Source organism: Amycolatopsis sp. NPDC049691 (genome assembly GCF_040675005.1).
In the GTDB taxonomy this organism is placed as follows: Bacteria; Actinomycetota; Actinomycetes; order Mycobacteriales; family Pseudonocardiaceae; genus Amycolatopsis.
In genome coordinates, this window is sequence record NZ_JBFANX010000014.1 from 241540 (window position 1) to 265037 (window position 23498).

Consider the following 23498-nt stretch of genomic DNA (forward strand, 5'->3'; position numbering starts at 1 on the left):
AGCGTTTCGCCCCACCCCGAGGACGCTACCCGGCACCACCGACAGTTTCGGATCAAGCGCCGGAAGGGGTCAGGCGAGCCGGGCCACCGCGTGCAGCCGGCCCGCGATGTCGCGCAGCGCCGATCCCGCCGCCGCGCGCTCGAACTCCGCCAGCTCGTCCTCGCGGACGTCGCCCGCCACCAGGTCGGAGATCACCCGGTCGCCCTGCAGCAGCGTGACCTCCAGGCCCGCGGCCTCGAGGTCGGCGTGCAGGCCGACCGCGGAATACCGGCGCAGGACCGTGTCGCCCGGGACGACGCCGTCGACGCTCTCGAGCAGCCGCCGCGCCTCATCCACCCGGCCCGCCAGCGCGCGGTTCAGCACCGCCGCGTGCCGGTTCGCGACCAGCACCGAGACCGCGCCGCCCGGGGCGACCGCCGTGGCCAGCGCCGTGAGCACCGCGGCCGGGTCGTCGACGATCTCCAGCAGCCCGTGCGCCAGCACCAGGTCGGCCGAGCCCGCCTCGACGTGGCGGCCCAGCGCGTCGGAGTCGTCCGCGACGACCGTGATCAGCTCGGAGACGCCCTCCTCCTCGGCGCGCCGCTGCAGCGTCGCGAGGGCGTTCGGGCTCGGCTCGACGACGGTCACCCGGCAGCCCGCCGCCGCGAACGGCACCGCCCAGCCGCCGCTGCCGCCGCCCACGTCGACGACGCGGGGCTGCTCGGCGCCCCGGGCGCGGGCCGCCTGGATCTCGGCCTCGAGCACCCGGCGGACGGCGCCCGAACCCCGGGCCGCCACGGTCTCCGTCTTCATGCCGCACAGGGTAGTGCCCGCCCCCGCCCGCCTCCCGGGCTCCTCCCTTCGAGTGAACGCCCCTTGCCCGGCGGCGCCCCTCGCGCACACCCGTAGGCTGGTGAACGTGCACACGGTCGCCGTACTCAGCCTCAAGGGAGGCGTCGGCAAGACGACGGTCGCTCTCGGTATCGCGTCCGCCGCCCTGCGTAGGGGCACCCGGACGCTGGTCGTGGACCTCGACCCGCAGGGCAACGCCACGACCTCGCTCGACCCGCCGTACACCGACGCGACCCTCGCCGACGTGCTGGAAACCCCCACCCGGGCGATGCTCGAACGCGCGATCGCGCCGAGCGTCTGGAGCGAGGACGTCGACGTCCTCGTCGGCGCCGAAGAGCTGGAGCTGCTCAACGACCCCGACGCCGACCCCGAGCGCCTGGCGAACTTCTCCCGCGCGCTCGACGAGCTGCACCGCGAACCGCTGCGCGAAACGCCGTACGAGCTGGTGATCCTGGACTGCCCGCCGTCGCTGGGCCGGCTCACGAAGTCCGCGCTGGTCGGCGCGGACAGCGCGCTGATCGTCACCGAGCCGACGATGTACGCCGTGGCCGGCGCGCACCGGGCCCTCGAAGCGATCGAGAAGATCCGCAAGGAGCTCAACCCGGACCTGCGCCCGATCGGCGTCCTGGTCAACAAGCTGCGCGTGCGGTCCTACGAGCACCAGTTCCGGATCGCCGAGCTGCGCGAGAACTTCGGCTCCCTGGTGATGCCGACGGCGATCACCGACCGGCTGGCCGTGCAGCAGGCCCAGGGCGCGTGCAGCCCGATCCACGAGTGGCACTCGCCCGGTGCGCAGGAGATCGCGCTGACGTTCAACATGGTGCTGGCGAAGATCCTGCGGTCCAACCGCGCGGGGCGCCACCGCATCGCCGGCGAGGAGCCCGAAGGCCCGGACTGGCCCGAAGGACCGGCGCCGGAGACCCCGGAGGCGCCCGCCGAGGTGTCCGAATCCGCGGGGTGAGCCGTGCCCGAGGGTGACACCGTCTACCTCGTCGGAAAGCGCTTCGACAAGGCGCTGGCGGGCAAGACGTTGCTGCGCGGGGAGTTCCGCGTGCCGCAACTGGCCACAGTGGACCTCGCCGGGCGCGAGGTGCTCGGCGTCGGGACGGTCGGCAAGCACCTGTTCACGCGCTTCTCCGGCGACCTGACGCTGCACTCGCACCTGATGATGGACGGCATGTGGGACGTCTACCCGGCCGGCGCGAAGTGGCGGCGGCCCGGGCACCACGCCCGCGTGGTCTTCACCGCGGCGGACACCCAGGTGATCGGCTTCCGCGTGCACGACCTCAAACTCGTGGCCACCGCGAAGGAAACCGACCTCGTCGCCCACCTCGGCCCGGACCTGCTCGATCCACAGTGGACCGAAGCGCACGCGGACCGCGCGATCGCGAACCTGAGCGCCGAGCCCGGGCGCGAACTCGGGCTCGCGCTGCTCGACCAGCGCGTCATGGCCGGGGTCGGGAACCTCTACAAGTGCGAGATAGCCTTCCTGCTCGGCGTCACGCCGTGGACGGCGGTGTCCGAAGTGGACGCCGGCCGCACGGTCGCGCTGGCCCGGAAGCTGCTGCTGGCCAACGCGCTCGCCGGGCGCTTCGAGCAGAGCACCACCGGGCACCTCGACCGCAACCGCAAGAACTGGGTCTACGAGCGCACCCGCCAGGGCTGCTTCCGCTGCGGCGGCAAGCTCCTGGTGCGCACGCAGGGCCACGACGTCCAGCGGCGGCCGACGTGGTTCTGCCCGATGGACCAGCACGGCCCCTACCCGCCGCAGTAGGCTGAACTCCGTGACGACGTTCAAGCTCCCGCTCTACGGGGCCGACACCGAACGCGGCGACCTCGCTCCCTGAGCCCCGCGCGGTTCCCGTCACCCGTTCCGAGATCCCAGGGAGCTCAGTCATGCCCGGAAAATCCGCCGGGCAGGCCTTGCGCGCCTTCGCGCGGGCCTTGCCCAAGGTCGAACTGCACGTCCACCTCGTCGGCTCGGCGAGCCTGCCGACCGTGCTGGAATTGGCCCGACGGCGCCCCGCCGCCGGCGTCCCCACCGACGAGCGCGAGCTCGCGGAGTTCTTCACCTTCCGCGACTTCGCCCACTTCCTCACCGTGTACCTCGCGGTCACGTCGCTCGTGCGCGACCGCAACGACGTCCACACGCTGGTGACCGGTCTGGCCGCGGACCTCGCGGCGCAGAACTGCCGCTACGCCGAAGTCACCGTGACGCCGTACAACCACCTGCTCGACGGCGTCCCCGGCGACGACCTCCTGGCCGGCCTCGAATCCGGCCGCGCCCGCGCCGCCGAACTCGGCGTGGAACTGGCCTGGTGCTTCGACATCCCCGGCGAGAAGGGCGTCAAGGCCGGGCGCGAGACGCTCGTGTTCGCGCTGCGCGAACGCCCCGAAGGGCTGGTGTCCTTCGGCTTGGGCGGTCCGGAACTCGGCGTCGGGCGCGCGCGGTTCGAGCCGTTCTTCACCCGCGCCAGGGAAGCCGGGTTGCACAGCGTCCCGCACGCCGGCGAGACCACCGGCCCGGCCACGATCTGGTCCGCGCTGCACGACCTCGGCGCCGAGCGGATCGGCCACGGCACCAGCTGCGCCGCCGACCCGGCACTGCTGGAACACCTTGCGGCACACCGGATCCCGCTCGAGGTGTGCCCGACGTCGAACGTGCGCACCGGCCAGGTGCCCAGCGTCGCCGCGCACCCCGTGCGGCGGATGCTCGACCACGGCCTCGTCGTCACGCTCAACACCGACGACCCGCCGATGTTCGGCGCCACGCTCACCGGCGAGTACGTCGCCGTCGCCGAGACGCTGGGGCTGACCGCGGCCGAACTGGCGCGGCTGGCGGAGAACGCCGTCGACGCGTCCTTCCTCGACGACCGGCGGAAAGCCCTCCTGCGGACCGAGATCACACAAATGACGTTGCCGGACCCCGGGATCTTCGCCTAGCGTGGCAGTACACGAGAAAGGAGGTGGTCCTAAGTTGTATTCCAACAGGACTCGTGAGGTGGCTGTCCGCTAGCGGATGGCACGTGGAGGACTTTGAGCAGCGCTACAACTGAGCCACCTTCTGGCTCATCGCCTGCTTCACGTGATGCCTGATAGCGAATACCAGGCAGTCACCGTGCCCCCGGGGTTCCCGAGCACCAGTCCGGCTCGGGCTCGGACGTTTGACGGCGTTCGAGAGGCACCCCGGGGGTTCCTTCATGCGCTCATTTGTGCAGGTCAGGCCGCCGATCGCCGCCGAACGACCGTCCGGCGATCCGACCGCGGGGTTTGCCGATCGCGGTGCACTGTTCGGTCCCCCGGACGGCTGAAGGTCGCTAGCCTGGGAGCATGCTCAGGCCCGACTACCCGATCACCACGGATCGGCTGCTCCTGCGCCCGTTCACGCCCGACGACCTCGACGCGCTGAACTCCTTCCAGTCCCGCGCCGACGTCGCCCGCTACCTGTACTGGGGCCCGCGCAGCCGCGCCGAATCGGCCGCCGCGCTCGCGAAACGGGTGCACAGCTCGACGTTGACGAAAGAAGGGCAGTTCCTGGCCGTCGCGGTCGAGCTGGCTTCGACCGGGCAGCTGATCGGCGACCTGAACCTGGAGTGGCTCAGCAGCGAGCACCGGCAGGGCGAGATCGGGTTCGTCTTCCACCCGGACCACCACGGCAAGGGCCTGGCCGCCGAGGCGACGACCGAGCTGCTGCGGCTCGGCTTCGAAGACCTGGGGCTGCACCGCATCATCGGCCGGTGCGACGGCCGCAACGAAGCCTCCGCCGCGCTGATGGAACGCCTCGGGATGCGCCGGGAAGCGCACCTGCGGGAGAACGAGATCGTCAAGGGCGAGTGGACCGACGAGCTCGTCTACGCGATGCTCGAGGACGAGTGGAAGGACCGCGACTAGTGGTCGCTTTCACGCCGAGGTGACGCTCGGGTAGCGGTCCGCGGGCGGTTTGGCAGCATGGGGGCGTGTTCTTCGACAAGATCGTCCGCCCGGCGCTGTACCGGCTGTCCTACCACGATCCCGAGCTGGTGCACGAGCGCACGGTCCGCGTCCTGGCCTCGCTCGGGAAGGCCGCGCCCGCGCTCGGGGGCGCCCTCCGCGTCGACGATCCGGTCACCGTGCTGGGCCTGCGCTTCCCCAATCGCGTCGGCCTGGCCGCCGGCATGGACAAGAACGGGCGCGCGCTGCCCGCGTGGGCCGCGCTCGGCTTCGGGTTCGTCGAAGTCGGCACCGTGACGCGGCTGGCGCAGCCGGGCAACCCGAAGCCGCGGCTGTTCAGCCTCCCGGCCAGCGACGCGGTCATCAACCGCATGGGCTTCAACAACGACGGCGCCGAGGCGCTCGCCGCCAAGCTCGCGCGCGACGGGAAACCCGGCGTGCCGCTCGGGATCAGCATCGGCAAGTCGAAGGTGACGCCGCTCGACGAGGCCGTCGAGGACTACCGCTTCTCGCTGCGTGCGCTGTACCCGTACGCGGACTACTTCGCGATCAACGTCAGTTCGCCGAACACGCCGGGGCTGCGGCAGCTGCAGGACCGCGCCGCGCTGGCCGAGCTGCTCGGCGAGCTGCGCACGACGGCCGCGGAGCTCGCCGGCGGCGGCACCCCCACGCCGGTGCTGGTGAAGGTCGCGCCGGACCTGACCGACGACGCCCTCGCCGAACTCCTGGAGGTCGCGCTCGAGCACGGCGTCGCCGGGATCATCGCCACCAACACCACGCTGTCGCGCGACGGCATCGCGCCGTCGGAGAGCAGCCTGGCCGGACAGGCGGGAGGACTGTCCGGCCGGCCGCTGACCGCCCGCGCGGCGGAGGTCGTGCGGTTCGTGCACGACCACACCGGCGGGAGCCTGCCGATCATCGGCGTCGGCGGGATCATGGGACCGGACGACGCCGTCCGGCTGGTGGACGCCGGGGCGTCACTCGTGCAGCTCTACACCGGTTTCGCGCTGCACGGCCCGGGCCTGGTGCGCCGGGTCAGCCGGGGCCTCGCAGCCCGGCCGTCGAGGTGAACCGGACGTACCCGCGCCAGGACTCGTAGCGGTCCAGACCGGGTCCCTCGGCGGTCAGGCACCGGACGGCCAGTGGTGCGGTGCCGTCGTCCAGCACGACGCGGTCGAGCACGAACGGCTCCTTCAGCGTGGCGGCGAACCGCTCGAACGCGGCCGGGGACAGGCGCCAGCGTTCGCCGTCGAGGGTGGTGCCGCCTTCGAGGACGCCCGGCTGCGGTGGTTCGGTGTCCAGCAGCACCATCCGGTAGCCCTCGGTGGTCCGGACCGGTCCGGTGAACCGGGCGCCGAGCGCGGTGAGGTCGGCGTTGAGGGGCTGGCCGCGCAGGTGCGCGCCGAACACGACGACGTCCTCGCCCGGTTCGGGGTAGGGCGTCATGGGCTCGTCGGTGCAGACGGTCGCGAGGTCCAGACCGATCTGGTCCTCGAACGCCCGAACCAGGAACGTGACCCCGAAGGGGCGCTTGTCCCCGGGCAGCACCGGAACGGTGACCGCGGCCAGGTCGAGGAGGTTCGCGAACGCCGTGCAGGAGGCCAGGCGGTGCTGCACCCCGGCCGGGTCGGCCAGGGCTTCGACCAGGTCCGGGTGGTCCGGCACGGTGGGCAGCAGGAGCGCGTCCTCGAAGGCCTGCTCACCGAGGACGACCGGCTCCAGCACGGCACCGGCCGCCGTCAGCCGCTTCACGACGCCGTCGAACGCCATCGCCGCGGCGGCGCTCAGGGGCAGGTTCTTCGGGTACGCGATGCGCGGGTGCTCGCCGGCGCCGAGGCGGACGTCGGCGGGCCAGGCGCGGGTCGGGGAGACGCCGTCCGGGCCCGTCATCAGGGCGAGCGCGCGGCGGGCGGCGACCAGGCCGGTCGCGTAAACCGAGACGGCTTCGGAAGAGCGGACGCCGGTCATCGGCAGCAGGCCACGGGTCGGTTTCACCGCGACGACGGCGTTCAGCGCGGCCGGGACCGCGCCCGCCGTGCTCAGGGCCAGGTCGACGATCCCGAGCGCGACGGCGACCGCCGCGCCGCGGCCGCCGGCCTTGGTGCGGTCCCAGGCCGAGGCCACGGTGCCCGCGCCGGTCTTGCCGAGCACGACGGCACCGGCCGCGGTGAGCCGGGAAACAATCGTCGCACTGGTTTCCGGGACCGAGCGGCCGGACGGCTGCCCGGCGACGTCGATCAGCTCCGGCACGGCGAAGACGGTGCCCGCGAGCGGCAGGTCCTCCCCCGCCTTGACGCGCTCGTCGACGGCCTTCGCGTCGACGAGGACGTCTTCGACGGCGCGCAGGGTGGACCAGAGCTCGGGGCGGTCGGCCTCGGTGAGGCGCTCGAAGGCCGCGATGACGCGGTGGGAGGCGGTGGGCGGGGTGGTGGGGACGGGGTCCGGATCCGGCGGGAGCGTGTTCACGGGGCGTCCTTTCCTCGGCGGTCGAGAAAGTCCACTGTGTACGGTCGGCGCCGCCGAACTTCAGCCCACGGCGGTCCTTCCGGCTAGTGACACCTCTACCTGCATAGCGGAAACGTTAGCTGGCTTACGTTTCCGTCGCGATCAGTTTCCGATTACGCGAGTGTTTCGGAGCCGGGAGGTGAACAGGGCGCGACGCCCGCGTGAAACGCACGATCACGCACGCCGGGTGACGAAGATCCGGTTCGCCCGGTCGGCGGCACCCGAACGGCCGAGTTTGAAACCCAAGCGGCGCAGGCGGCGGCCCGCTTCGCGTGATCGAGCCGCGTTTCGGCTCAGGAAAGCTCGCGCAACGCCATCGCGAGGCCGGCCAAGCGGTCGGTGGCGTCGGTGAGGGCCTGTTTGGACGTGACGAGGCCGTCGCTCGAGGCGGCGACCGTGTGGCCGGCCGCGGCGACCAGTCCGCGGTAGCCCTCGAGGCCGTCGTCGAGCTGTTCGCGGAGCTTGCCGACCGCCGCGTCCAGGGCCGCCTGCTCACGGGCCGGCGCGGAGTTGCGGCCGCGTTCGATCGCCTGGATGCGACCGGCGAGGCCACGCAGGGCGGCCGCGGCTTCGGTCGCGGTCTGCCGGGCATCCGCGACGGACACTTCGGACACCGGCGTCGTGCCCACCGAGGACGGTACGGAGAGCTGGCGCAGCAGTTCGGCCAGCGACGCTTCGCATTCCGCCAGCCGTTCCATCGGCTCGCGGGCGGCGGACCCGGCGGGCGGCAGCGGCGGCGGTCCCGCCGGCGCGGACGGGAGCGGGGTGTTCTTGAGTTCGCGGAGCTTGAGTCCGCTTCGGACGCCGAACGTGCCGAAGACGACCGCGCCGGCGAACGCCATGATCGCCTGCGGCATCATCGGGGCGCCGGTGGCGCTCATCCAGCCCATCCCGGCGGCGAGGGTGAGGACACCGCACAGGATCGTCAGCATGATCCACAGCGTCATCGCCCGCGACGTCCGGCGCTTGCGGCGTTCCAGCTTCGCGGCCGGGTGGTTCCAGCGGTCCCACTTGGCGCGGGCTTCGGCGAAGACCGGCACCTGGTTCGCCATCGACGAGAACGTCGCCGTCATGTCCGGGCGGCGGACCGGCGGCCGCTGCAGCGGGTTCGGCCGCTGGGGTGCGGGCCTCCCGCCGGCCTGGTCGGCCGGCGGGAAGTACCGCTGCACCTTCTGGAGCTTCTCCTGGGCGCGCACGGCGTAGTCGGGCAGCTTCTCGATGTGCTTCTCCAGCTTCGCGCCGAACTCGCTGAAGTCGTGTCGTCTGCCCTGCTGCCCCATGCTCGCCCCCTTCGGACTGCCGGCCCGGTGTGTCAGGCCGGGTTCTTGCCCTGCTCGGCCTGCACGCGCGCCTGGATCTCGCGCTGGATGTCGGCCGAGCTGCTGGCCGGCTTCTGGGCCGCCGTCTTGCCGCCGTCGGTCACCTGGGCGACCGACTCGCCGCGCATCGACGAGCGGATCTGCTCGAGCCGCGAGTGGCCGGCCAGCTGCGTGGTGGAGGCCTGGACCTCCATCATCCGCCCTTGGACGGAGTTCTGGGCGAGCTCCGCCTGGCCGAGAGCCGTGGTGTAGCGCTTCTCGATCTTGTCGCGGACCTCTTCCAGCGACGGCGTGTTGCCCGGCGCGGCCAGCTGGCTCATCTGGTTCAGCGAGGCGGAGACCTGCTCCTGCATCTTCGCCTGCTCCAGCTGCGAGAGCAGCTTGGTGCGCTCGGCCAGCTTCTGCTGCAGCATCTGCGAGTTGCGCTCGACGGCCTGCTTCGCCTGCGCCGCGGCCTGCAGCGACTGGTCGTGCAGCGTCTTCAGGTCCTCGATGTTCTGCTCGGCCGTGACGAGCTGCGTGGCGAAGCTCTCCGCGGCGTTCTCGAACTCGACGGCCTTCTGCTCGTCACCCTTGGCGCGGGCCTCGTCCGCGAGGACGAGCGCCTGCCGGGTCGAGGCCTGCAGCTTCTCGACGTCGCCGAGCTGCCGGTTGAGCTTCATCTCCAGCTGCCGCTGGTTGCCGATCACGGAGGCGGCCTGCTGCGTCAGCGCCTGGTGGTTGCGCTGCGCCTCCTCGATGGCCTGCTGGATCTGTACCTTCGGGTCGGCGTGCTCGTCGATCTTCGACGAGAACGCCGCCATCATGTACTTCCAGAACTTCACGAACGGGTTGGCCATCTCCTCCGCCTGCCTTCTTGCGTCCCACGGGCCTAGGTACTCGGGGTGTGGGGCGTCGCTCCCCTGCATGTGCAACGCACCGACCCCGGCGTTGGGTTCCATCGTGTCAGGTCGGCCACGTCCGTTCCAGGCGACCCGGCCGAATTCAGGGATGCCCCCGATCACCACCCGTAGACAACGCCGACGGCCCCGGGCGGGTTGCCCGGGGCCGTGCGGTCGTGTGCGGCTGGATCTACGCAGCTATCGTCGAGGCCAGCTTGGGCTGGCCGATCGTCGTCCGCAATGTCGTGTTCATCCGCGGCGCCGGGGAAACCCGCAGGTCGGCGAGGTCGTTGCCGATCAGCTCGGACATCAGGCGACCGCCTTCGATGCCGGCCGCCGAGGCCTCGGCGCCCCTCTTCTCCCGGGGCGCGCCTTCCGCGATCCGCTCGTCGACCGGTGCGACCTCGACGTTGTCGAGGGCCGAAACGTCCGCCGCCACGTTGTGCAGCAGCTCGCCGAGCGGAAGGTCCAGGGCCTGGCAGATGGACGCGAGCAGCTCGCTCGACGCCTCCTTCTGGCCCCGCTCCACCTCCGAGAGGTAGCCGAGGCTGACCCTGGCGGCGCGGGAGATGTCGCGCAGCGTACGACGCTGGTTGGTGCGGGCATGACGGAGCCGATCACCGATCGCCTCACGCAACAGCACGGTCATCACGCGCCTCCCTTCCGAACAAGTACCCCCTACGTTACCCAGAGCGGCGCCCTGGGCGCAGGAGTTGGTGTGTCCGTACGCCAAGGGCGAACGCGTGTTTCACGCCAGATGTTCCCCGAGCAGGGCAAACGCCGCCGAGACCGACTCGGTCCTGATCATGTCGCGATCTCCGCTCAAGGCCAGGGTACGGACTGTGCGTGTTCCCAGCCGGGCGAGCCCGACGTGCACGGTGCCCGGCGCCACGCCGTCCTGGGGTGACGGCCCGGCCACGCCGGTGAGCCCGAGGCCCCACGTCGCCCCGCACCGGTCGCGCGCGCCCTCGGCCAGCTGGGCGGCGACCTCGGCGTGGACGGCGCCGTGTTCGGCCAGCAGGTCCGCGTCGACCCCGGCCAGCGCGGTCTTCAGCTCCGTGGCGTACACCACCAGTCCCCCGCGCAGGACCGCGCTCGCTCCCGGCACCGTCGCGAGGGTCGCGCAGACGAGCCCGGCGGTCAGCGATTCGGCGGCGGCCACGGTCTCGCCGCGCGCGGTCAGGGTCGCGACCAGCTCGCGCGCGTCCACCCTCAGCTCCCGGTGACCCGGCGCCCGGCCGCGCGCAGCCGCACGGCCCGGACCAGGTAGTCGACGCCGGTCACGACGGTCAGCACCAGGGCCAGGCCCATCAGCGCCCAGCGGACCGGGTCCGCGCCCGCGGGCAGCGGCAGCAGGTACGCCACGATCGCGGCGATCTGGGCCATCGTCTTGGCCTTGCCGCCGCGGCTGGCCGGGATCACGCCGTGCCGGATCACCCAGAACCGCAGCAGCGTGACGCCGATCTCGCGGACGGCGATGACGATCGTGACCCACCAGCCCAGCTCGCCGAGGACGCTCAAGCCCACCAGCGCGGCACCGGTCAGCGCCTTGTCCGCGATCGGGTCGGCGATCTTGCCGAAGTCGGTGATCAGGCCGTACTTGCGGGCCACCCAGCCGTCGAGCTGGTCGGTGAAGGAGGCGACGGCGAACAGGCCGGTGGCGATCGCCCGCCAGGTGGTGTCGTGGCCGTCGCCGGTGAACAGCGCGACGACGAACAGCGGGACCAGGACCAGCCGGGACAGGGTCAGCAGGTTGGCGACGTTGAGCGTCGGGACCGGGGTCGCCACCGGGACCTGGGCGGGCCCGTCGTGGGCCGTGCCCTCGTCGGCGGCGTCGCTGGGGAGCGCACTCACCGGTCGGCGTCCGGTACCGCGCGGACGATCAGGTCCACGCCCGCCGAGTCGACGACCTCGCAGCGCAGGAAGTCGCCGACCTGCACCTTTTCCGGCGCGTCGAGGATGACGCACTCGCCGTCGACCTCCGGGGCCTGGTGCGCGGCGCGGCCGGTGAGCTCGCCGTCGTCGTCCAGCTCGACCAGGACGTCGACGAACGTGCCGATCCGGTCCTCGGCGCGCTGCGCGGTCAGCTCCTCGACCAGCGCCGAGATCCGCGTGACGCGCTTGGCGACCTCTTCGGCGTCCAGCTTGCCGTCGAAGGTCTCGGCCTCGGTGCCGTCCTCGTCGGAGTAGCCGAAGACGCCGACGGCGTCGAGGCGCGCGCCGGTCAGGAAGCGTTCCAGCTCGCTCAGGTCGTGCTCGGTCTCGCCGGGGAAGCCGACGATGACGTTGGTGCGGATGCCCGCCTCGGGCGCGTACTCGCGGATCTGCTCGCACAGCGCCAGGAACGAGTCGGTGGAGCCGAACCGGCGCATCCGGCGCAGCACCTGCTCGCTGGAGTGCTGGAAGGACAGGTCGAAGTACTCGGCGACCCCCGGCGTGGTCGCGATCGCCTTGACCAGCTGCGGGCGCGTCTCGGCCGGCTGCAGGTAGGAGACGCGGACGCGCTCGATGCCGTCGATCTCCGCCAGCCTCGGCAGGAGCCGCTCCAGCGCGGTGGCGCCGTCGCGGCCGAAGTCCTTGCCGTAGGACGTCGAGTTCTCGCTGACGAGGAACAGCTCCTTGACGCCGTGCTCGGCCAGCCACATGGCCTCGGCCACGATCTCGTCCGGCTGCCGTGAGACGAACGAGCCGCGGAACGACGGGATCGCGCAGAACGAGCAACGCCGGTCGCACCCGGAGGCGATCTTCAGCGCGGCCACCGGCGAGTCGTCGAGACGCGTGCGCAACACCCGCGGGCCCCAGCCGTGCTGCGCGTGCCCCGGGACCTCGACGGTCTCGGCCGCGGCGGGCCGCTGGACCGGGCTGATCGGCAGCAGCTTGCGCCGGTCGCCGGGGGTGTGCGAGGCGACCTTGCGGCCCGCGACGACGTCGTCGAGCCGGTCGGAGAGGTCGGCGTAGTGGTCGAAGCCCAGGACGGCGTCGGCTTCGGGCAGGCTGTCGGCCAGCTCGTGGCCGTAACGCTCGGCCATGCAGCCGACCGCGACGACCTTCTTGCCGGTGTCCGAGGCCGCCAGCAGCGTGTCGACGGAGTCCTTCTTGGCCGACTCGACGAAGCCGCAGGTGTTGACCACCACGACGTCGGAGTCCTCGGGATCGGCCGCCAGCTCCCAGCCGCCGGCCGCCAGCCGGCCCGCCAGCTCCTCCGAGTCGACCTCGTTGCGGGCGCAGCCCAGGGTCAGCAGGGAGACGCGTCGGGTGGCGGCAGGGTCAACGGCAGGAGAAGGCACGACGTTCAGGGTAGCCGCCGGTCCCGGGCAGGTTGACGACGGCGTAGCCCGGTTGTGTCGGCGGCCGCCCGCGGCGATGTGGCAGTGTTGACACTCGTGCCGTCCGCCTCCCCCGCCGTCCGCCGCGCGCGGATCGCCGACGTCCGCAAGATCAAGGCCCTCGTCGACTCCGACGCCGGCCGCGTCCTCCTGGAGAAGGAGCTGGTCACGCTCTACGAAGCGGTCCAGGAGTTCTGGGTCGCCGAGGTGGACGGCGAGGTCGTCGGCGCGGCCGCGCTGCACGTGCTGTGGGAGGACATCGCCGAGCTGCGGACCGTCGTGGTCGACAAGGCCGTCCGCGGCCAGGGCGTCGGGCGGGTGCTCGTCGCCCGGCTGATCGACGAGGCCCGTGAGCTGGGTCTCAAGCGGCTGTTCGTGCTGACCTTCGAGACGAGCTTCTTCCAGGGCCACGGCTTCGTGGAGATCCAGGGCACCCCGGTGTCGCACGAGGTGTACGAGGAGATGCGGCGCTCGCACGACACGGGTGTCGCCGAGTTCCTCGACCTGCCCTACGTCAAGCCGAACACGCTGGGCAACTCGCGAATGCTGCTGGAACTCCCGGACCCCTAAGTCTGAAGGTTTCCCCTTAACCTCCGTCCGGGCGGTGACGCGCGCCACCCCGGTGTCCCAGGATGATCAGGTCAATTCCTCACCTGATCAGCAAGGAACGCACAAGATGCGCACGACTCTGCGGAACCTGGGGGCCACCGTCGCGGTGGCCGCGACTGTCGGCGGGGGTGCCCTGCTGGGCGCCGGCACGGCGGCGGCGGTCGACATCCCGACCGTGACCGACCAGTACCTGTTCCACACCTCGCTCTCGAACTTCGAGACGATCCGGGGCCAGGCGCCCTACAACGGCCAGCTCGACTGGTCGTCCGACGGCTGTTCCTGGGCCCCGGACAACCCGTTCGGCTGGAAGTTCCTCCCCGGCTGCCACCGGCACGACTTCGGGTACCGCAACTACAAGAAGCAGGGGCGGTTCACCGAGGCGAACCGGCTGAAGATCGACGACAACCTGTACTCGGACCTGAAGAGCGTCTGCGGGTCCAACATCGCCTGCAAGGGCGCGGCCTGGACGTACTACGAGGCGGTCCGCAAGTTCGGCGGCTGAGCCCGCTCCCCCTGGCCCGGGTCGTACCCGGCCCGGGCCAGGATGGGGTCATGGAGATCGATCACCTGCTGTCCACGACCCGCGCCGTCCGGCGCAAGCTCGACCTCGACCGGCCGGTGGAGCCCAAGGTCCTCGAGGAGTGCCTGACCCTCGCGCTGCAGGCCCCGACCCCGGGCAACGCCCAGGCGTGGCGCTGGCTGGTGGTGCGCGACCAGGGCGTCAAGGAGCGGCTCGGCGCGCTCTTCCGCGAGGTCGGCGAGGCCTACCTGGCCGAGCGGGCGAAGGAAGGCCCGTCGCGCGCGCTGGCGTCGGGCCGGCACCTGATCGACGTGATCGAGCGGGTGCCCGTGTTCGTGATCCCCTGCCTGCGCGGCCGTCCCACCGGCGACAACGCGACCGACGCGGCCTTCTACGGCGGCATCTTCCCGGCGGTCTGGAACTTCCAGCTGGCGCTGCGTTCCCGCGGGCTGGGTTCGACGCTCACGACGTACCACCTCTCGCGCGAGGCCGAGGCCGCCGAGATCCTCGGCGTGCCCGACGGCCACACCCAGGCCGGGCTGCTCCCGGTCGCCTACACGACGACCCCCGACTTCAAGCCGGCCGAGCGGGTCCCGCTGTCCGAGGTGGCCTACCTCGACCACTGGGGCACGCCCCTCAGCTGACCCGGATCGTGGCCTCCCGGCCGTCCTCGCTCACCGACACCAGCTCGACGCGGCCGGCGGCGAACGAGGTCGCCTGGGGGCCCGTCCGGGGACCGCTGTGCAGCTCGGCCGTCGTGCTCTCGCCGCGGCCCGGTTCGCTCAGCAGGAACGCCAGCGTCGCCTCGCCCTGCCAAACACACGTCATGGCCGGGCGGCACCGCGAGTCGGAAACGACGCGCAGGTAGCGGACCGCCAGGTCCTTCCCCTGGATCGCGGCTTCCTCCCCGACGCGCAGGGTGACGTCGCCCCGCGGGGCGGCGCTGACGGTTGAGGGCGCCGCCGGCCGGGCAGGCACCGGCTGCCCGGCCGCGACCGAGCTCCCGGCGCCCACCGCGACGACGGCGAGGGCGAACAATCCGGCTGCGATGCGCTGCGGGTCCATGCGCTCAGGACGGAACGGACCCGGCGGCGGGTTGCACTACTCCTCGTCGGAGTCCGACGGCGACGGGTCGCCGCCGCGGATCAGGTACAGGACCGAGTCCAGCTCCTCCGGCTTGATCAGCACGTCACGGGCCTTCGAGCCCTCCGACGGGCCGACGATCCCGCGGCTCTCCAGCAGGTCCATCAGCCGGCCCGCCTTGGCGAACCCGACCCGCAGCTTGCGCTGCAGCATCGACGTCGAGCCGAACTGGGACGTCACGATCAGCTCCGCCGCCTGCAGCAGGACGTCGAGGTCGTCGCCGATGTCCGGGTCGATCTCCTTCTTCTCGCCCGCCTTGGCCGCGGTGACGCCGTCCTGGTAGTCCGGCTGCGCCTGCTCCTTGGCGTAGTTGACGACCGCGGCGATCTCCTCGTCGCCGACGAACGCGCCCTGGATGCGGACCGGCTTGCCGGCGCCCATGGGCAGGTACAGGGCGTCGCCCATGCCGATGAGCTTCTCCGCGCCCGGCTGGTCGAGGATGACCCGCGAGTCGGTCAGCGACGACGTCGCGAACGCCAGCCGCGAGGGCACGTTCGTCTTGATCAGGCCGGTCACGACGTCGACCGACGGCCGCTGCGTCGCCAGCACCAGGTGGATACCCGCGGCACGCGCCTTCTGGGTGATCCGGACGATCGCGTCCTCGACGTCGCGCGGGGCGGTCATCATCAGGTCGGCGAGCTCGTCGACGATCGCCATGATGTACGGGTACGGCCGGTACTCGCGCTCGGACCCCGGCGGCGCGGTGATCTCGCCGGAGCGGACCTTCTTGTTGTAGTCGTCGATGTGCCGGACCTTGTTGACCTGCATGTCCTGGTAGCGCTGCTCCATCTCCTCCACCAGCCAGGCCAGCGCGGCGGCGGCCTTCTTCGGCTGGGTGATGATGGGCGTGATCAGGTGCGGGATGCCCTCGTACGGCGTCAGCTCGACCATCTTCGGGTCGATCAGGATCATCCGGCACTCGTCCGGCGTCGAGCGCGCGAGCAGCGACACCAGCATCGAGTTGACGAAGCTCGACTTACCGGAACCGGTGGAGCCGGCGACCAGCAGGTGCGGCATCTTCGTCAGGTTCGCGGTGACGAAGTGGCCCTCGATGTCCTTGCCGAGGCCGATCACCATCGGGTGGTTGTCCTTGACCGTGGACGGCGCGCGCAGGACGTCACCCAGGCGGACCATCTCGCGGTCGGAGTTCGGCACCTCGATGCCGACCGCGGACTTGCCGGGGATCGGCGCCAGCAGCCGGACGTTGTCGGTCGCGACGGCGTAGGCGATGTTCTTGGTCAGCGCGGTGATCTTCTCGACCTTCACGCCCGGGCCGAGCTCGACCTCGTAGCGCGTCACCGTCGGGCCGCGGGTGAAGCCGGTGACCTGCGCGTCGACGTTGAACTGCTCCAGCACGCCGGTGATCGCCTCGATCATGGCGTCGTTGGCCTTGCTGCGGGACTTCGGCGCGTCGCCGAGCTTCAGCAGGTCCGGCGGCGGGAGCTGGTAGTCGCCCTCGACGGTCCGCGTGACGGCCAGCGGCGGTTCCGGCGCCTTCTTCGGCTTCTTCTCGGGGACCTCCGCCGGCTTGGGCACGGCCCTGGGCGGCTTGATCGGCGTCGGCACCTCGGCCAAGGCGGCGTCGATGTCGAGCTGCTCGGGGTTCGCGTCGGCGGCTTGGCGGCGGCGCGACGGCTTGCGCAGGCGCGCGGCCTTCGGGTCGGCCTCGGTGACGGTGTCCTCGTCGGTGGCGAAGCCGGACTTCTGCTGCTCGGCCTCGGCGAGCTCCTCTTCGTCGAGGCCCCAGTTGCGCAGCCGGTGCGGGATCTCGCGGACGGGCGTGCCGGTGAAGACGAGCACGCCGAAGACGAGCGCGAGGATCAGCAGCGGGACGGCGACCCAGGTCGTGACGCCCATGGTGAGCAGGCCGCCGGAGAAGGCGCCGATGATGCCGCCGGCGTACATGCGGCCGTCGTTGGTGTCCGGGAGCGCGGTGAAGATGTGCAGCATCCCGAGCACGGACAGGACGACCATGATCGTCCCGATGACCATCCGCGGCCGGGTCTCCGGGTGCGGCTCGGACCGCATGAGCGCGACGGCGACGACCACGAGGACCAGGGGCAGCGTCACGGCCCCGGCGCCGAGGACGGTCCGGGTGGCGATCTCGACCCCGGCCCCGATCGGCCCGGCGGCCCGCCACCAGACCCCGACGGCCGCGACGATGGCCAGGGCGATCAGGCCCAGCGCGACGCCGTCGCGGCGGTGTTCGGGCTCCAGCTCGCGGGTGCGGCCGACGGTGCGGGCCAGGGTGCCGATGCCCTTGGCCAGGAGGTTCCAGGTGCCGCGGACGCCCTTGCCGAAGATCCCGGGGGTCTTGCGGCGGGCTCGGGGGGCCGGCTTGCGGGCCGCGGGACGGGACTTCGCGGGTGTACGCGGCTTACGCGCCGCTGCCCCCTTCGCGCCGCTACTCGTGCTTCGCTTCCTCGTCGCCGACCCAGCCATGCCTTTTACGGTAACCGGCCGTCGGCGTTCGTCCCACGCGCCACTCTCGGCCCAGGGTGAACTTCTGCCTCACACGGTGCTTGAGCGGCCATCCGGGTGAACCGATCCACCGGTGCGCATTCGGGTGAAATCGGCGTCTGCCATGCTCTGCCCCATGGTCGCGCTGAACTCCGACAACACCTCCCGTCGGGCCCCCGCCATCTGGCGGACCATGCTGAACATCGACCGCGGGCTGGTGAACCTGGTCGGCAAGCTGACCGTCACCGGGCGGATCCCCGCCCGGCTGCGCGGCAAGCCGCTGCTGATGGCCGCGAACCACATCGGCGTGTTCGACGCGTTCGTGCTGATGGCGGCGTGCAAGCGGATCGGCATCAACCCGCGGTTCATGCTGGCGGGCGGCATCCTGGACGCCCCGGTCATCGGCCCGGCGCTGCGGGTCAGCGGCCACCTGCGCGTCGACCGCAAGCACGCCGGCACGGCCGTCGGGCAGTTCGCCGAAGCCGTCGAGGCGCTGAAGACCACCCGCGAGCCGATCATCGTCTACCCCGAGGGCCGGATCAGCCACGACCCCGGCCTGTGGCCGGAGCGCGGCAAGACCGGCGCGGCCCGGCTGGCGCTGGCCTCGGGCGTGCCGGTGATCCCGATCAGCCAGTGGGGCGCGCACGAGGCCGTCTACTGGGGCACCGAGACCGTCAACGGCCCGGCCGACCTCGTCCCCCTCGCCCGCTCCGGGCTCAGCGCTCCCCTGCGCCGGCCGAGGTTCCGGGTGCACTTCGGCGACCCGGTCGACCTGTCGGACGTCGAACCCGAGCGGCCCGGCGCCGGCGTGCGCGCGCACGCGAAGATCATGCAGGCGATCACCGACGGCCTCGTCCCGCTGCGCGCGGCGGAGCCGGACCGCCCGCGCTTCCACGACCCGACGCGGCCGACCGACACGGTCAGCCCGTGGAAGCCGAAGTCCGGATCCTGAGACGCGGGCGCCGGCTCGCCTAGAGTCGGCGGGTGTGAGCACACGGATACTCGTCGTCTACTACAGCTCGACCGGGAACACCGCCGCCCTCGCCGAATCGCTCGCCGCCGGGGCCCGCGAAACCGGGGCCGAGGTGCGCGTGCGGACCGTGCCGGAAACCGTGCCCGCCGAGGCGATCGCGAAGAACCCGCGCTGGCAGGCGTGGGTCGACGCCGGGCCGCACCACGAGCTCGCCACCCTCGACGACCTCGAGTGGGCCGACGGGCTCGCCGTCGGCAGCCCGACCCGCTTCGGTGGCCCCGCGGCCCAGCTCAAGTCCTATCTGGACAGCACGGGTGGCCTGTGGGCGCAGGGAAAGCTCGCCGACAAGGTCGCGACGTCGTTCACGACGGCGTCCACCCGGCACGGCGGCCTGGAGTCGACGCTGCTGGCGATCAACAACGTCTTCTACCACTGGGGCGCGATCGTCGTCCCGCTCGGCTACACCGACCCGCACCTGATGGAGTCCGGCAACCCGTACGGCGGCTCGTTCGTCTCCCGCAGGTCGGCGGCGCCGGACGACCTCGCGCTCGGCGCGCTGCGCGTCCAGGGGCGCCGGCTCGCGACGATCACGACGCACGTCGCGACCGGGCTGAAGCAGGCCGAGTAACCGGAAAAAGCGCTTTGGCAGTGACGCGGCGGGGCCCTACAGTCGCGGTGGTGACCACCGAGCTGCCCGTCCTCGCCCCGCCCCGGGTGGCCCACCGCGGCCGCGGGACCACCCTCGTCCTGCTGGCCGCGCTGTTCTTCAGCACATCGGGCACGCTGGGCAAGTCCGCGATGTCCGCCGGGTTCAGCCCGGAGCAGGTGGCCGCGATGCGGATCGGCGTCGCCGGGCTGGTGCTGCTCGCCGGGGTGGCGCTGGTCGCGCCGCGGAAGCTGCGGGTGCGCCGGGCCGAGCTGCCGGTGCTGGCCGGCTACGGCCTGCTCGGGGTGGCCGGGGTGCAGCTGCTGTACTTCGTCGCGGCGGGCCGGATCCCGGTCGGCATCGCGATCCTGCTGGAGTTCGTCTCGCCGGTGCTCATCGCGCTGTGGGTGCGGTTCGTGCGGCGCCACCGGCTGCCGCGGTCGGTGTGGGGCGGCATCGCGCTGGCCATGCTCGGGCTGGCGCTGGTCGCGCAGGTCTGGCAGGGCGTCACGCTGAACGGCCTCGGGCTGCTCGCCGGCTTCGGCGCGGCGCTGTGTTCGGCCGGGTACTTCCTGCTCGGCGAGCGCGCGGTGGCCGACATCGACCCGCTGGGCCTGGTCACCTGGGGCATGGTGATCGGCGCGGTGCTGGTCGGCCTCGTCGCGCCGCCGTGGACGTGGCCGGCCGGGCTGCTCGGCACCGACGTCGCGTTCGGCCCGTGGCGCCCGCCGGTGTGGCTGCTGCTGGTCCTGCTGGTGCTGGTGGCGACCGTGTTCGCCTACGTCTTCGGGATCTCGTCGCTGCGGCACCTGCCGGCGTCGGTCGCGAGCGTGCTGGGTCTGGTCGAGCCGGTGATCGTCACGATCACGGCGTGGGCGCTGCTCGGCGAGGAGCTGACGTGGCCGCAGCTGCTCGGCTCGGCGATCCTGCTGGCCGGCGCGTACCTGGTGCAGCGGAAGTCCGAGATCCTGACGAGCTGAGTTCTTCACGGGGTGTCGCCGAAGTGCGAGAATCCCCCACCATGACGACGACGGGGCTGCGGCCCGAACTGCGGCAGCGGCACGTCCGGATGATCGCCCTCGGCGGCATCATCGGCGCGAGCCTGTTCATCGGCAGCGGCGCGGTGATCCACACGGTGGGCCCGGCGGCCGTGCTGTCCTACGCGCTGGGCGGACTGCTCGTCGTGCTCGTCATGCGGATGCTCGGCGAGATGGCGACGGCCGCGCCGGCGCTCGGCTCGTTCATGGAGTACGCACGGGACTCCCTCGGCGGCTGGGCGGGCTTCACGATCGGCTGGCTGTACTGGTACTTCTGGGTCGGCGTGGTCGCGTTCGAGGCGGTCGCCGGCGCGAAGATCCTGCAGGGCTGGATCCCCGGCGTGCCGCAGTGGGTGTTTTCGCTGGCGCTGATGCTGCTGCTGACGGCGACGAACCTGGCGTCGGCGCGGTCGTTCGGCGAGACGGAGTTCTGGCTGGCGTCGATCAAGGTCGCGACGATCGTGGTGTTCCTGGTGCTGGGCTTGCTGTTCGTGCTGGGGCTCTGGCCGGGCGCGCACCTTTCGGTGGGCAACATCGGCCTCGACGGCTTCGTGCCGAACGGCGGGTTTTCGGTCGTCCACGGCGTGGTGATCGTGATCTTCTCCTATTTCGGCGCGGAAATCGTGACGATCGCGGCGGCGGAGTCGGACCAGCCGGAGACGGCGGTCCGCAAGGCCACGTCGACGATCGTGTGGCGCGTGATCGTGTTCTACGTGGGATCGGTGGCCCTGCTGGTGATGATCACGCCGTGGCGCGAGATCCCGAGCGAGACGAGCCCGTTCGCGGCGGCGTTCGGCCGCTTCGGCGTCCCGGCGGCGTCCACAGTGGTCAGTGCGGTCGTGTTGACGGCGGCGCTGTCGGTGCTGAATTCGGGACTGTACACGGCATCCCGCATGTTGTTCGCCCTGCGCCGCCACGGGTGGGCGCCGTCGTGGATCGCGGACACGAACGCGCGCGGGGTGCCGTGGAAGGCGATCCTGGTGTCCACTTCGGTCGGTTACGTGGCGGTGGTGATGAGCTACGTGTCCCCGGACAAGATCTTCTACTTCATCATCAATTCGGCGGGCGCGGTTGCCTTGTTCGTGTACGCGATCATCTGCGGCTCCCAGCTGCGGATGCGCCGGCGGCTGGAGTCGGAAGCACCGGAGACCTTGCAGCTGCGGATGTGGGGGTATCCGTGGCTGAGCTGGTTGACGCTGGTTTTGACGTTGGTCGTGGTGGCGTCGATGCTGTTCGTGGACGAGGACGCGCGGTCGCAGCTGTTCTTGAGCCTGATCAGCTTGGCGGTGATCCTGGGCGTGTACGCCCTCATCCGCCGGCGATCCGGCTCAGCGCCCCGAAGAACACGTCCGTGATCTTCGCCGGGTCCGGGGCCACGAACGCCTGCCCGCCCGTTACCGCCGTCAGCTGGTCCAGCTCGGCCTTGTCCGCGTCCGGGCCGATGCCCACCCCGATCAGGGGGATCGGGCGGTGCGGGTCCTGCAGGTTCGTCAGCTCGGCCAGCGCGTCCGCGCGGGAGATGCTGTGCGCGTCCTCGTTGCGGCCGTCCGTCAGGACGATCACCAGGTTCAGCCGGCCCGGCTCCCACTCGCGGCGGGCCGTCCGGTACGTGTCCACCACGCTGTCGTACAGGCCCGTTCCGCCGTCCGGGGTCGCCTTCAGCTGGGCCAGCCGGTCCAACGCGCCGCTCGAGAGGTGCTGGGCCACCGATGCCATCGGCAGCAGCTCGCGGTAGTCCTTGTCGCCGTCCAGGCGCGTCGAAAACGCCAGCATGCGCAGCTGGGTCGTCGGCTTGAACAGGTGCAGTGCCTTCTCCGTCGCCTGCACCGTCACCTGCATGCGGTTCAGCCCCGTCCCCGGCACCTGGGCGTTCATCGACCCCGACACGTCGATGAGCACCTGCACCCGCGCGCTCAGGTTGACCCCGGCCCACTGGTTGAGCAGCTCGTCGACCGCCCCCGCGGCGGGGAGGTTCGCCGTCCGGATGCCGGGTGACGACACGCGCGGGTCGTCGGTGCGGTCGCGCAGCGCCTGGCCGCCCGCCGCGCGCAGGCCCGTCTTCGCGATCGCGTCCGCGCCCGCGTCGCCGAGGACTGCGTCGCGCAGCGCGTCGACGATCGGGCGCTGCTGTGGCGTGATCCCGCCCAGCTCCGCGAACGGGTAGTCCAAAGTGGGCACTGCCGTCGTGTAGACGGCGACCAGCGGGGACGTCTGGTCCTCGATGTTGTGGCGCAGCACCGAGTTCTCCGACGCGGGGAACGCCGTCACCGAAGCCGTGCCGCCGCTGCCGCTCGAGCCGGGCAGCCGTGCGATCAGGTCCGTCTCCGCGCCGAGCGTGTTGGCCGAGACCCGCCGCAGCAACGCCACATACGCGCCCGCCGGCTCGGGGGCCGACCGGACGCTCTCCTTCAGCCCGAGCAGCGCGAGCGCGCCGACCGCGTCGCGGGCCGGGTCGGGCATCCCCGGGACCGCGCCCGGCGCGCCCAGCACGTCGGCCCACGTGGGGCTGCGCTCGGGCCAGCCGATGCCCTTGACGACGTCCTGCGCGGTGGCCAGCACGATCGGCGAGCTGGCCACCGACGCCCCGGACTCGGGGACGTCGCCGGCGCCGAGCCGGCGGGCGCGCCGCAGCGCCAGGGTCGAGTCCGGCACCCACACCTGCGGACGCGGGCTGCCGTCGGAGATCGCGAGCCGCTCGGCGGCCGACGCCGCCTCCCTGGTCTGGACCTCGACCGAGCCGCACTGGAGGTCCAGACCGCGCGCGACGAGCGAAAGCGCCGGTGCGACGTCGGCGGACGCGGTGACCAGGACCTTCGCCGGCTGCACGCAGGTGGGCCGGGATCGCACCGCCGAAACGGTCACCCAGGCGGCGGCCCCGAGGACGACCACGAGACCGGTCGCGACGACGGGCACCAGCAACCGGCGTCTTCCGTCGGAGTGTCGTCCCATCGGCGGCCTCTCTTCGGCGAGGCGGGGTGGGACTCAGGTTAGCGCCGGGCAAAGCGCCGGTTCGTGGTCCGGACGGCCTAACAACGCCTCACCCCGGGGAGGGAGGCGGCTGTCGTCCCGGAGCGGGATGTCCGGAAGGCGGACAAGCGGAACACTGGACGTCTACCGCTTGGGGGTACGCATGAAACCGACACGAGCCGAACAACGGCAGGCGAGGAGGGCGCTGCTGCGCCAGATCGCCACGGTGGCCTTCGCCCTGGGCCTGGCCACGGTGACGCGCTAGACAAGCGCCCCAATGTGGCCTTCGGTGCGTCTGACGCACCGAAGGCCACATTGGGTGCGTCAGACGCAACCAAGGCCACATTGGGG

The 23498-nt window shown here is 71.9% G+C and carries 23 protein-coding genes; 12 read left to right on the forward strand and 11 right to left on the reverse strand.

Annotated features, from left to right (window positions below; genetic code table 11):
* Window positions 1–69: 69 nt before the first annotated feature.
* On the reverse strand, window positions 70–792 hold the full coding sequence (locus tag AB0J40_RS29835) for a methyltransferase domain-containing protein (RefSeq protein ID WP_364459158.1): 723 nt from the start codon (window positions 790–792) through the stop codon (window positions 70–72).
* Between the two features lie 106 nt (window positions 793–898).
* Between AB0J40_RS29835 and AB0J40_RS29840 the strand changes: the two genes are divergently transcribed.
* The 5 genes from AB0J40_RS29840 to AB0J40_RS29860 all read left to right on the forward strand — a co-directional run bounded on the left by AB0J40_RS29840 (window position 899) and on the right by AB0J40_RS29860 (window position 5831).
* Window positions 899–1792, forward strand: coding sequence for a ParA family protein (locus AB0J40_RS29840; RefSeq protein WP_364459161.1), 894 nt, complete (start codon window positions 899–901; stop codon window positions 1790–1792).
* A 3-nt stretch (window positions 1793–1795) separates the two neighbouring features.
* A complete protein-coding gene (locus AB0J40_RS29845) occupies window positions 1796–2605 on the forward strand; it encodes a DNA-formamidopyrimidine glycosylase family protein (RefSeq protein WP_364459164.1) in 810 nt (269 codons plus the stop codon).
* A 122-nt stretch (window positions 2606–2727) separates the two neighbouring features.
* A complete protein-coding gene (gene add / locus AB0J40_RS29850) occupies window positions 2728–3774 on the forward strand; it encodes an adenosine deaminase (RefSeq protein ID WP_364459167.1) in 1047 nt (348 codons plus the stop codon).
* Between the two features lie 387 nt (window positions 3775–4161).
* A complete protein-coding gene (locus AB0J40_RS29855; RefSeq protein WP_364459170.1) occupies window positions 4162–4722 on the forward strand; it encodes a GNAT family protein in 561 nt (186 codons plus the stop codon).
* A gap of 65 nt (window positions 4723–4787) precedes the next feature.
* Entirely contained in the window at window positions 4788–5831 is a 1044-nt protein-coding gene (locus tag AB0J40_RS29860; RefSeq protein WP_364459173.1) for a quinone-dependent dihydroorotate dehydrogenase, read from the forward strand.
* Here the strand turns inward: AB0J40_RS29860 and AB0J40_RS29865 are convergent.
* The 7 genes from AB0J40_RS29865 to rimO all read right to left on the reverse strand — a co-directional run bounded on the left by AB0J40_RS29865 (window position 5797) and on the right by rimO (window position 12753).
* A complete protein-coding gene (locus AB0J40_RS29865) occupies window positions 5797–7227 on the reverse strand; it encodes an amidase family protein (protein ID WP_364459175.1) in 1431 nt (476 codons plus the stop codon). The genes AB0J40_RS29860 and AB0J40_RS29865 overlap by 35 nt on opposite strands.
* A 332-nt stretch (window positions 7228–7559) precedes the next feature.
* Window positions 7560–8546 carry a hypothetical protein gene (locus AB0J40_RS29870; protein WP_364459178.1) on the reverse strand — a complete coding sequence of 329 codons (987 nt, stop codon included), beginning with the start codon at window positions 8544–8546 and terminating at the stop codon, window positions 7560–7562.
* 32 nt (window positions 8547–8578) lie between these two features.
* Entirely contained in the window at window positions 8579–9424 is an 846-nt protein-coding gene (locus tag AB0J40_RS29875; protein WP_191314316.1) for a PspA/IM30 family protein, read from the reverse strand.
* A gap of 232 nt (window positions 9425–9656) precedes the next feature.
* A complete protein-coding gene (locus AB0J40_RS29880) occupies window positions 9657–10115 on the reverse strand; it encodes a helix-turn-helix transcriptional regulator (protein WP_364459181.1) in 459 nt (152 codons plus the stop codon).
* 99 nt (window positions 10116–10214) lie between these two features.
* Window positions 10215–10676: a nicotinamide-nucleotide amidohydrolase family protein gene (locus AB0J40_RS29885; protein WP_364459184.1), complete on the reverse strand. Its 462-nt coding sequence runs from the start codon at window positions 10674–10676 to the stop codon at window positions 10215–10217.
* A gap of 2 nt (window positions 10677–10678) precedes the next feature.
* Window positions 10679–11320, reverse strand: coding sequence for a CDP-diacylglycerol--glycerol-3-phosphate 3-phosphatidyltransferase (pgsA, locus tag AB0J40_RS29890; protein WP_364459187.1), 642 nt, complete (start codon window positions 11318–11320; stop codon window positions 10679–10681).
* Window positions 11317–12753, reverse strand: a complete 1437-nt coding sequence (gene rimO, locus AB0J40_RS29895; protein WP_364459190.1) for a 30S ribosomal protein S12 methylthiotransferase RimO — start codon at window positions 12751–12753, stop codon at window positions 11317–11319. The genes pgsA and rimO overlap by 4 nt, the downstream gene beginning before the upstream one ends.
* A 96-nt stretch (window positions 12754–12849) precedes the next feature.
* Here rimO and AB0J40_RS29900 point away from each other — a divergent pair, with 96 nt between their 5' ends.
* The 3 genes from AB0J40_RS29900 to AB0J40_RS29910 all read left to right on the forward strand — a co-directional run bounded on the left by AB0J40_RS29900 (window position 12850) and on the right by AB0J40_RS29910 (window position 14565).
* A complete protein-coding gene (locus AB0J40_RS29900; RefSeq protein WP_364459193.1) occupies window positions 12850–13362 on the forward strand; it encodes an amino-acid N-acetyltransferase in 513 nt (170 codons plus the stop codon).
* Window positions 13363–13468: 106 nt separating this feature from the next.
* Window positions 13469–13903, forward strand: a complete 435-nt coding sequence (locus AB0J40_RS29905) for a phospholipase (protein ID WP_364459196.1) — start codon at window positions 13469–13471, stop codon at window positions 13901–13903.
* A 50-nt stretch (window positions 13904–13953) separates the two neighbouring features.
* Window positions 13954–14565, forward strand: coding sequence for a nitroreductase family protein (locus AB0J40_RS29910; protein ID WP_364459199.1), 612 nt, complete (start codon window positions 13954–13956; stop codon window positions 14563–14565).
* Here AB0J40_RS29910 and AB0J40_RS29915 read toward each other — a convergent pair.
* Window positions 14558–14986, reverse strand: coding sequence for a hypothetical protein (locus AB0J40_RS29915; RefSeq protein ID WP_364459202.1), 429 nt, complete (start codon window positions 14984–14986; stop codon window positions 14558–14560). The genes AB0J40_RS29910 and AB0J40_RS29915 overlap by 8 nt on opposite strands.
* A gap of 36 nt (window positions 14987–15022) precedes the next feature.
* Window positions 15023–17506 (reverse strand): DNA translocase FtsK, encoded by a 2484-nt coding sequence (locus AB0J40_RS29920; protein ID WP_364459205.1) that lies wholly within the window; start codon window positions 17504–17506, stop codon window positions 15023–15025.
* A 154-nt stretch (window positions 17507–17660) separates the two neighbouring features.
* Here AB0J40_RS29920 and AB0J40_RS29925 point away from each other — a divergent pair, with 154 nt between their 5' ends.
* Genes AB0J40_RS29925 through AB0J40_RS29940 form a run of 4 tightly spaced genes read left to right on the forward strand, consistent with a single transcriptional unit; the run spans window position 17661 to window position 21535 of the window.
* On the forward strand, window positions 17661–18476 hold the full coding sequence (locus AB0J40_RS29925; protein WP_364459208.1) for a lysophospholipid acyltransferase family protein: 816 nt from the start codon (window positions 17661–17663) through the stop codon (window positions 18474–18476).
* Window positions 18477–18510: 34 nt separating this feature from the next.
* The gene (gene wrbA, locus AB0J40_RS29930) at window positions 18511–19125 is read left to right on the forward strand and encodes an NAD(P)H:quinone oxidoreductase (protein WP_364459211.1); all 615 of its coding nucleotides are present in this window, start codon (window positions 18511–18513) and stop codon (window positions 19123–19125) included.
* A gap of 50 nt (window positions 19126–19175) precedes the next feature.
* Window positions 19176–20123: an EamA family transporter gene (locus AB0J40_RS29935; protein WP_364459214.1), complete on the forward strand. Its 948-nt coding sequence runs from the start codon at window positions 19176–19178 to the stop codon at window positions 20121–20123.
* A gap of 41 nt (window positions 20124–20164) precedes the next feature.
* Window positions 20165–21535, forward strand: a complete 1371-nt coding sequence (locus tag AB0J40_RS29940; protein ID WP_364459217.1) for an amino acid permease — start codon at window positions 20165–20167, stop codon at window positions 21533–21535.
* Here the strand turns inward: AB0J40_RS29940 and AB0J40_RS29945 are convergent.
* The gene (locus AB0J40_RS29945) at window positions 21489–23129 is read right to left on the reverse strand and encodes a VWA domain-containing protein (protein ID WP_364459220.1); all 1641 of its coding nucleotides are present in this window, start codon (window positions 23127–23129) and stop codon (window positions 21489–21491) included. The genes AB0J40_RS29940 and AB0J40_RS29945 overlap by 47 nt on opposite strands.
* Window positions 23130–23498: the final 369 nt, after the last annotated feature.

Excerpts from the sequence above, each read along its gene's own strand:
- AB0J40_RS29940 (WP_364459217.1), top strand. The coding sequence starts at position 20,165 with ATGACGACGACGGGGCTGCGGCCCGAACTGCGGCAGCGGCACGTCCGG.
- add (WP_364459167.1), top strand. The coding sequence starts at position 2,728 with ATGCCCGGAAAATCCGCCGGGCAGGCCTTGCGCGCCTTCGCGCGGGCC.
- AB0J40_RS29880 (WP_364459181.1), bottom strand. The coding sequence starts at position 10,115 with ATGACCGTGCTGTTGCGTGAGGCGATCGGTGATCGGCTCCGTCATGCC.
- AB0J40_RS29905 (WP_364459196.1), top strand. The coding sequence starts at position 13,469 with ATGCGCACGACTCTGCGGAACCTGGGGGCCACCGTCGCGGTGGCCGCG.
- AB0J40_RS29855 (WP_364459170.1), top strand. The coding sequence starts at position 4,162 with ATGCTCAGGCCCGACTACCCGATCACCACGGATCGGCTGCTCCTGCGC.
- AB0J40_RS29920 (WP_364459205.1), bottom strand. The coding sequence starts at position 17,506 with ATGGCTGGGTCGGCGACGAGGAAGCGAAGCACGAGTAGCGGCGCGAAG.
- AB0J40_RS29945 (WP_364459220.1), bottom strand. The coding sequence starts at position 23,129 with ATGGGACGACACTCCGACGGAAGACGCCGGTTGCTGGTGCCCGTCGTC.
- AB0J40_RS29835 (WP_364459158.1), bottom strand. The coding sequence starts at position 792 with ATGAAGACGGAGACCGTGGCGGCCCGGGGTTCGGGCGCCGTCCGCCGG.
- AB0J40_RS29875 (WP_191314316.1), bottom strand. The coding sequence starts at position 9,424 with ATGGCCAACCCGTTCGTGAAGTTCTGGAAGTACATGATGGCGGCGTTC.
- AB0J40_RS29870 (WP_364459178.1), bottom strand. The coding sequence starts at position 8,546 with ATGGGGCAGCAGGGCAGACGACACGACTTCAGCGAGTTCGGCGCGAAG.
- AB0J40_RS29925 (WP_364459208.1), top strand. The coding sequence starts at position 17,661 with ATGGTCGCGCTGAACTCCGACAACACCTCCCGTCGGGCCCCCGCCATC.
- AB0J40_RS29910 (WP_364459199.1), top strand. The coding sequence starts at position 13,954 with ATGGAGATCGATCACCTGCTGTCCACGACCCGCGCCGTCCGGCGCAAG.
- AB0J40_RS29915 (WP_364459202.1), bottom strand. The coding sequence starts at position 14,986 with ATGGACCCGCAGCGCATCGCAGCCGGATTGTTCGCCCTCGCCGTCGTC.